Raw genomic sequence first — 407 nt, 5'->3', positions numbered from 1 at the left:
CAGGGGGGGAGCCTTGGCCGAATTTAATCGACAGAAAGCCGAAAAGTTAGAGGCCATTAGTGCAGATGGAAAACAACTAAAAGCTCACGCAGATGCTATAAGAACAGAAATAGAACAGCTTAGCACAAAAATAGCCGAAGCCAGAAAAGAGTTGCAAAGCCGGGAGATTGTCGTAGAGATGTTAAAAGATACAATCCAAAACCTTGAACAAAAGCTGAAATATGCAACAGCCAATGACGGTACCTTTAAAGCAAAATATATCGAAAAATTCAATCTCGAAAAAGAGATTGCGGCTTTGCAAGAGAACAACACAGAAATTATTGCTGCAATTCAGAAGGAAATAGACGAAATAACAGCCAGCATTGCTGCCCTTGAGCAAGCTAAAGCTAGATTGCAGGCCCGAGAAG

General features: G+C 41.5%; 1 protein-coding gene. It reads left to right on the top strand.

Translation table 11 applies throughout. The features are described from left to right. Positions 1 to 13: 13 nt before the first annotated feature. Positions 14 to 407 (top strand): hypothetical protein (locus UU9_RS18130; RefSeq protein ID WP_156804342.1); only part of this gene is annotated, 394 nt, incomplete at its 3' end.

The organism is Rhodanobacter fulvus Jip2 (genome assembly GCF_000264315.1).
Classification (GTDB): Bacteria; Pseudomonadota; Gammaproteobacteria; order Xanthomonadales; family Rhodanobacteraceae; genus Rhodanobacter; species Rhodanobacter fulvus.
The sequence above is the reverse complement of the archived record's forward strand: the minus strand, read 5'-3'. Positions and strand labels throughout refer to the sequence as shown.